This is a genomic window from Caballeronia sp. RCC_10 (genome assembly GCF_041360715.1).
GTDB classification, from domain to species: Bacteria; Pseudomonadota; Gammaproteobacteria; order Burkholderiales; family Burkholderiaceae; genus Caballeronia; species Caballeronia grimmiae.
The window spans coordinates 140,510-147,860 of record NZ_JBFUPT010000005.1 but is presented as its reverse complement, the minus strand read 5'-3'; the positions used below and the strand labels follow the sequence as shown (position 1 = coordinate 147,860).

General features: G+C 63.5%; 6 protein-coding genes. 4 read left to right on the top strand and 2 right to left on the bottom strand.

The features are described from left to right. Positions 1 to 156: 156 nt before the first annotated feature. Together pgsA and uvrC are read right to left on the bottom strand one after the other, a co-directional pair. Complete coding sequence (pgsA, locus tag AB6804_RS12235) at positions 157 to 753, bottom strand: CDP-diacylglycerol--glycerol-3-phosphate 3-phosphatidyltransferase (RefSeq protein WP_035959573.1); 597 nt, start codon at positions 751 to 753, stop codon at positions 157 to 159. A 114-nt stretch (positions 754 to 867) separates the two neighbouring features. After that, positions 868 to 3,078, bottom strand: coding sequence for an excinuclease ABC subunit UvrC (gene uvrC, locus AB6804_RS12230; protein ID WP_370886675.1), 2,211 nt, complete (start codon positions 3,076 to 3,078; stop codon positions 868 to 870). 110 nt (positions 3,079 to 3,188) lie between these two features. On the opposite strand from uvrC, the gene earP reads away from it, so the two are divergent. From earP to AB6804_RS12210, 4 genes are all read left to right on the top strand, one after another. After that, positions 3,189 to 4,355, top strand: a complete 1,167-nt coding sequence (earP, locus tag AB6804_RS12225) for an elongation factor P maturation arginine rhamnosyltransferase EarP (RefSeq protein WP_370886674.1) — start codon at positions 3,189 to 3,191, stop codon at positions 4,353 to 4,355. Positions 4,356 to 4,537: 182 nt separating this feature from the next. Continuing rightward, positions 4,538 to 5,095, top strand: a complete 558-nt coding sequence (gene efp / locus AB6804_RS12220) for an elongation factor P (protein WP_370886673.1) — start codon at positions 4,538 to 4,540, stop codon at positions 5,093 to 5,095. A 77-nt stretch (positions 5,096 to 5,172) separates the two neighbouring features. Next, on the top strand, positions 5,173 to 5,739 hold the full coding sequence (locus AB6804_RS12215) for a BON domain-containing protein (protein ID WP_370886672.1): 567 nt from the start codon (positions 5,173 to 5,175) through the stop codon (positions 5,737 to 5,739). A gap of 184 nt (positions 5,740 to 5,923) precedes the next feature. After that, entirely contained in the window at positions 5,924 to 7,312 is a 1,389-nt protein-coding gene (locus tag AB6804_RS12210) for a sigma-54-dependent transcriptional regulator (protein ID WP_370886671.1), read from the top strand. The last annotated feature ends 39 nt before the right edge of the window (positions 7,313 to 7,351 follow it).

Sequence of the window (7,351 nt, the reverse complement as noted above, 5' to 3'; positions counted from 1 at the left end):
GCATTTGCTGCTTAACTGACTGCTTCGCTTCGTTGCTGCTCCGCGTCGCGCATCAGAGAAACGAGATTATGTAGAAGCCAAAGAGACCTGTCAACTGTTTTGTCTGCGGTTTTTTCGGCTTCGACGCAATTTTTTGCGCTTACCCTGCCGACTGTTTCAAAGCATGCCGCCACGCTCACGAATCTGCGGCCAGGCCAGCTTCATGTAGTAGAACATCGACCAGACGGTGAGAAACGCCGCGACATTGATAAGCCACAAACCCCACACGCGCGAGTCGAGCACCCACTGCGTGCCCGGGATATTTAGGCGACCGTAGAACAGCAGCATCGGAATGGCGACCATCTGGCAGACCGTCTTGAACTTGCCGAGCGAATTCACCGCCACGCTCTTCGATGCGCCGATCTGCGCCATCCATTCACGCAGCGCCGAAATGGTGATTTCGCGTCCGACGATCACGAGCGCGATTACCGCGTTGAGCCGCGCGCTCTGAACGAGCACGAGCAGCGCGGCGGTGACCATCAGCTTGTCGGCGACCGGATCGAGAAACGCGCCGAACGCCGACGTCTGATTGAGCTTGCGCGCGAGGAAGCCGTCGAACCAATCGGTGAGCGCGGCGAGCACGAAGATGACCATCGCGAGCAGGTTGCGATGCTCGAGGCTCAACATCATGTCCGGCAGATAGAACACGCCCACGACGAGCGGAATCAGCACGATTCGCAGCCACGTCAGGAAGATCGGTAGGTTGAACGGCATGGGCGAAAGTGAGATCGAGTGCGTGAGGGGTTGGAGGCGCCATTGTGCCGCGTCGATCCGACGCTCACAAGGCGCGGTTGAAGGCCCCGAAGCGGCGCGCAGCGGGGCCGCTCGTCAATGCAACTGCCGGTAAATCTGCTGTGCGAGCGCAAGCGATATGCCCTCGACGCTCGCCAGGTCCTCGACGCTCGCCGCCTGCACGCCGCGCAAGCCGCCAAACCGCGACAACAGGCGCTGACGCCGCTTCGCGCCGACGCCTTCGAGTTCTTCCAGCCGCGATGTCTGGCGGGTCTTCGCCCGCTTCGCCCGCATGCCGGTAATCGCGAAACGGTGCGCTTCATCGCGGATTTGCGCGACCAGCATCAGCGCCGCGCTTTCCTTACCGAGTTCGAGCGCCGGACGGCCATCCGCGAAAATCAGCGTCTCGAGGCCGACCTTGCGCCCCTCGCCCTTCGCGACGCCCACCAGCATGCCGTGGTCGAGTCCAAGCTCCGAAAACACTTGCCGCGCGATTTCCACCTGCCCCTTGCCGCCGTCGATCAGCACGATATTCGGCAGCGTCCCGCCCGCCGCCACGGCCGGCGCGGCGTCGGGCGTGACGTTGGGATCGGCGGCGTCATCCGGCTGCATCGTCGCGGCTTCCTCGTTCGCGTTCGCCGCCGCCTGCGCGACCATCTTCTCGTAGCGGCGCGTGAGCACCTGGCGCATCGCGGCGTAGTCGTCGCCGGGCGTGATGCCGGTGATGTTGTAGCGCCGATATTCGCCCGACTGCATCTTGTGATGGTGATACACCACACACGACGCCTGCGTCGCCTCGCCCATCGTATGGCTGATGTCGAAGCACTCGATGCGCATCAGCGCGAGGTCGTCCATGTCGAGCCCGAGCGTTTCCGCGAGCGAGCGCGTGCGCGCCTGCTGCGAGCCCTGCTCCGACAGGAGACGCGCGAGCGCGAGCTTCGCGTTCTGTTCGGCCATCGACAGCCAGACGCGCTTCTGACCTTGCGGCTGACGCAGCAGCGTGACCTTGTGCCCGGCCTGCTCCATCAGCAGGTCGACGAGTTCGCGGCTCGCCGGAGCATGACTCACGACGAGCACCGGCGGCACGCGATTGCCGATGTAGTGCTGCGCCATGAACGCTTCCAGCACTTCGGATTCGAGCGCGCCTTCGCGCGTGGCGGGTTCGGTCTGGTCTTCGACGTCCAGCTGAGCTTCGACGCGCGCCGCGTCAGCATCGCCTTCCGTCGTCGACTGCACGCCGTCTTGCGCCTGTGCCTCGTCTCGTGCGGCTTGCGCAATTGCTTCGATCTCCGGCGCGGGAACATCGACGAGTGCTGTCGCATCCGCTTCGACCGCTTGGACGGCTTCAACGGCTTCATCGTCTTCGAGGCCCGCTTCGTCGTCTTCGAGGCCCGTTTCGTCGTCCTCGGGAAGCGGCATCGCGCTTTCCACGTGCGCCGGGAAATACGCCTTGTCGCCGAGATGGCGACCGCCGCGCACCATCGCCAGATTCACGCACACCTTGCCGCCCAGCGCGACGACCGCGAGGATATCGACATCGCTTTCACCGCCGACTTCAATGGCCTGCTGATGCAGCACCGTCGACAACGAACTCATCTGGTTGCGCACCGCCGCCGCCTGCTCGAACTTCAGCTCGGCTGCGAACGCATGCATTTTCTCTTCTAGCTCCTTCATCACTTCGCCCTGCCGGCCAAGCAGAAAGCGCGACGCGTTCGATACATCGCGTGCGTAATCCTCCTTGCTGATGAGACCGGTACAAGGCGCGGTGCATCGCCCGATCTGATGCAGAAGACACGGACGCGTGCGGTTGCTGAACACCGAGTCCTCGCACGTGCGCAACTGAAATACGCGCTGCAAGATTTGAATGCTCTCGCGCACCGCCCAGGCGCTCGGAAACGGCCCGAAGTACTGATTCTTCTTGTCGACCGCGCCGCGGTAATACGCCATGCGCGGAAACGCGTGCCCGGTCAGCTTGAGGAACGGGTACGACTTGTCGTCGCGAAAGAGGATGTTGTAGCGCGGCGCGAGTGCCTTGATCAGGTTGTTTTCGAGCAGCAGCGCTTCGGCTTCGGAGCGCGTGACGGTCGTCTCGATCTTGCGGATGCGCGTGACCATCATCGCGATGCGCGGCGAATGCAGCGTCTTCGTGAAGTAGCTCGACACGCGTTTCTTCAGATTGCGCGCCTTGCCGACGTAGAGCACGTTGCCGTCGCCGTCGTAATAGCGGTACACGCCCGGCAGATGCGGCAACTGCACAAGCGTCTTCTTTGGGTCGAAAGTCGGATCGGGGGCGTCGGTCTGAGTCATGCAGCGAATATCGTGACGATGCGCGGAAGGGACAAGGCAGGCGGCGCACCGTGTCTTAGAATCGCCAGTTTAGAACATTACGACGCGGTCTCGCCGCCGCTCATGCCGCCATGTCCACGCTCCCGTCGCATCAAGCAGGCCCGGAACTCGCCTGCGACATCTTCTGCGCGGTCGTCGACAACTTCGGCGACATCGGCGTGTGCTGGCGGCTCGCGCGTCAGCTTCGCGCGGAGCACGGCTGGCGCGTGCGGCTCTTCGTCGACGATCTCGCCGTCTTCCACGCGCTCTGCCCCGCCGTCGATACGTCGCTCGCGCGGCAGGAAGCGGCGGGCGTCGTCATCGAACACTGGCGCGAACCGGCGCATGTAGGCGACGCGCTCGAGATCGCCGATGTCGTCGTCGAAGCGTTCGCGTGCGAGATTCCGCATGCGTACATCGCCGCGATGGCGCGTCGCAAGCCGAAACCCGTGTGGGTCAACCTGGAGTATCTGAGCGGCGAAGACTGGGTCGCGGATTTCCACCTGCGGCCGTCGCCGCATCCGCGTTATCCGCTCGAAAAAAGCTTCTTCTTCCCCGGCCTCGGCGCGGGCACGGGCGGCGTGTTGAAGGAGCGCGGCCTCGATGCCGCCCGCGAACGCTTCGATGCCGCAACGTGGTGGCGGGAGCGCGTGGGCATCGAGCGGCCGGACGCGGCATCGACGGTGATCTCGCTGTTCGCCTACGAGAATCCCGCCGTCGATGCGCTGCTCGCGCAGTGGCGCGATGGCGCGTCGCCCGTCGTGCTGCTGGTGCCGGAGGGGCGCATTTCCGGCGCGGTCGCGCGCTTCTTCGGCCTGCCGAAGTTCGCTGCGGGAGCATCGGCGCGTGCGGGCGCGCTGCGGGCGCACGCGCTCGGTTTCGTCGAGCAGCCGCGTTTCGACGAACTGCTCTGGGCCGCCGATTTCAACTTCGTGCGCGGCGAAGACTCGTTCGTGCGCGCGCAATGGGCGCAAAAGCCGTTCGCGTGGCACATCTACCCGCAAGCCGACGACGCGCATCTGCCGAAACTCGATGCCGCCCTCGCCCATTACTCCAGCGGACTTTCGCCCTTGGCGCGCGATGCGATCAATCGCTTCTGGCATGCGTGGAACGGCGCGGGCACGCCGGACTGGGCAGATTTCTGGCGGCATCGACGGGAATTAGAGGCGCGTGCGTCGCGATGGGCCAATGAACTCGCGGACGTCGGCGATCTGGCGGGCAACCTGGTCGCGCACGTGGCTGCGCGCATGGGCGGCTGACGCAGGCGCGCCTGCCCGGCGGCTGGCCAAATCAGCAAAAGCTCAGTTAAAATAAGCGGTTATCCGAGCGCAGGCCGCAGTTTTGTTACCGCGGACGGCGCTCCACCCGAATCGATCCAATCCGCAGATCAGCAATCCACGGCAACACTGAAGCCAAATTCAATCGTAAGGACCCAGTTTTTATGAAGACCGCACAAGAACTCCGCGTCGGCAACGTCGTCATGATCGGTAACGATGCCATGGTCGTGCAACGTGCCGAATACAACAAGTCCGGCCGTAACTCAGCGGTCGTGAAAATGAAGTTCAAGAACCTGCTGACGAACGCCGGCATGGAAACGGTCTACAAGGCCGACGACAAGTTCGACGTCGTCGTGCTCGACCGCAAGGAAGTGACGTACTCGTACTTCGCGGATCCGATGTACGTCTTCATGGACGCCGACTACAACCAGTACGAAGTCGAAGCCGAAATGATGGGCGACGCGCTCCACTATCTCGAAGACGGCATGGCTTGCGAAGTTGTGTTCTACAACGAGAAGGCCATTTCGGTCGAACTGCCGACCACGCTGGTTCGCGAAATCGTCTACACGGAACCGGCCGTCAAGGGAGATACGTCCTCGGGCAAGGTGCTGAAGACCGCGAAGCTGCACACCGGCTTTGAACTACAAGTGCCGCTCTTCTGCAACATCGGCGACAAGATCGAAATCGACACGCGCACGAACGAATACCGCAGCCGCGCCTAAAGCGGCAGCGCGTAAGCCTTACGCCGGCCACGCCCGGCGCAGGGCGGCGGTGACGGAACCGCCGGTCAAGGCTGTCAATGAAAGCGCCCCATCGCGGGCGCTTTTTCTTTTGCATGAATTTTTTGGCAAATTCAGGCAAACTTTACCGCTTGGAAGCAATTGTCTTGATGCAGCAAGCGGGCCTTCTCCTCGCCTATGTTGCTGTTTTTGTTGTAACTACATGGCCGTACCTTGCCGCGCGAGCTGCTTTTTACAATTTGGCACAATTCCTGCTTTATCCGCGCATCGGGACTAAACCACGGCATCAGATGCACTTCCAGCGCTTCCGCTTTAGCCAATGGACGATCGTCGCGGCGCTTGCGCTACCTGCTTTCGCTTTGACCGCGGGATGCCAGACCGCTTCGACCGGCGAGCCGGCCGCAGATTACGCATCGGACGCCTCGGTGACTGCGCGCGTGAAAGCGGCGCTGCTTGCCGATCCGGGATTGAAATCGCTCGCGGTCAGCGTGGCGACTTATCGCGGTGTCGTTCAGTTGTCCGGTAACGTGAATTCGGAGGAACAGATTCAGAAGGCCGTCGCCGTAACCCGCAGCGTGTCGGGCGTGCAATCCATCAGCAACGATCTGCACATCAAGCCGCAGTGACGCAGTAGTCGATACCCAAGCGCAGGACAAGAACAAACCGCAGCGGGATCCAACGCGCCGCGCAGTCGAAGCATGACAACGCGCCGCAGCCCGCCCACGAGCGCCCGAGTTCCAAGCATCGCCCTTGACCGGCGACGCATGCTGCAACGGCAATTACAGTCTCTTTTGATACGTTGTGTCTGCCATGCCACACGCACTGATTGTCGAAGACGATCCCAACAGCCTGTCCGGCCTGTCCGCGATCCTGTCGGCGGACGGCTTTTCCGTCGATACCGCGACCACGCTCGCCGAGGCGCGCGCCGCGCTGACGCGCTTCATCCCCGATGTCGTACTGATCGACCTTAACCTGCCCGACGGCAGCGGCCTCGATCTGCTGCCGAGCCTGCCGTCGCAACCGCCTGACGGAGCGCTGCCCGTCATCGTGATGACCGGTAACGCGACGGTCGAAAGCGCGATCGAAGGGCTGCGGCACGGCATCTGGGATTACTTGCTGAAGCCGGTCAACATCCCGCGTTTGCGCAGCCTGCTCGCGCGGATTCCCCGTCCCTACGAGCTGACCGAGGAAGTGCAGTCGCTGCGCTCGACGCTGCGCGAACTCGGCCATTTCGGCGACATGCTCGGCCGCAGCGCAGTCATGCAGCAGGTCTACGATCAGATCGAGCACACTGCGCCGACCGAAGCCGCCGTGCTGATCTGCGGCGAGCCGGGCACGGGCAAGAAGCTGGCGGCGCGCACCATTCACCAGTTGAGCCGCCGCCGCAAGGGACCGTTCGTGAGCTTCGACTGCTCGACCGCGCGCGCTGACGGCACGCACCGCTCGATGGAAAGCATTCTGTTCGGCCACGAGCGCAATGCGTTTGCGGGAGCGGAGAATCGCGAGCCGGGCCTGCTCGAGCAATCCGGCGGCGGCACGCTCTTCCTCGACCAGATCGATTCTTTGCCCGCCCCGCAGCAGGAAGCGCTGTTGCGCGCGCTCGATTCGCAGACGTTCATGCGCGTCGGCGGCAGCAATCGCATCATGACCGACTTCCGTCTGATCGCATCGTCGCGCACGCCGGCGCGCGATGCCGTGACGAGCGGCGCGCTGCGCGAGGACCTGTTCCAGCGGCTGTCCGTGTCGTCGATCGTGCTGCCGCCGCTGCGCGAACGCGACGACGACATCGCGCTGATGGCCGAGCAATTCGTCGATGAGCTCAATCGCGAGAATCACATCGCCGGAATCACGAGCGGATCGCCGAAGCGCATCAGCCCGTCGTTCCTGCGCGAGTGCATCGCGAATGACTGGCCGGGCAACGTGCGCGAAATGCGGGATCGCGTGCGGCGCGCGTATCACGCATCGGGCGAGACGATCGAAACACTGCGCGCCGACGAGCAAGGCGGTCCGGGCGGGCGCGGCCTCAACGGCAGCAGCGTTCAGGTGACCGTCGGCACGGCGCTCGCGGATGTCGAAGACATGCTGATTCGCGCGACGCTCGAAGCGGTCGGCGGGACGCGGCACCGCGCGGCGACGCTGCTCGGCATCAGCCCGAAGACGCTCTACAACAAGCTGCAGCGGATGAAGCTGGAACCGTAGGCTTCACAGCCGCCAAGAAAGAACGCCACGGCAGTTTGC

Excerpts from the sequence above, each read along its gene's own strand:
- pgsA (WP_035959573.1), bottom strand. The coding sequence starts at position 753 with ATGCCGTTCAACCTACCGATCTTCCTGACGTGGCTGCGAATCGTGCTG.
- uvrC (WP_370886675.1), bottom strand. The coding sequence starts at position 3,078 with ATGACTCAGACCGACGCCCCCGATCCGACTTTCGACCCAAAGAAGACG.
- earP (WP_370886674.1), top strand. The coding sequence starts at position 3,189 with ATGTCCACGCTCCCGTCGCATCAAGCAGGCCCGGAACTCGCCTGCGAC.
- efp (WP_370886673.1), top strand. The coding sequence starts at position 4,538 with ATGAAGACCGCACAAGAACTCCGCGTCGGCAACGTCGTCATGATCGGT.
- AB6804_RS12215 (WP_370886672.1), top strand. The coding sequence starts at position 5,173 with ATGAAAGCGCCCCATCGCGGGCGCTTTTTCTTTTGCATGAATTTTTTG.
- AB6804_RS12210 (WP_370886671.1), top strand. The coding sequence starts at position 5,924 with ATGCCACACGCACTGATTGTCGAAGACGATCCCAACAGCCTGTCCGGC.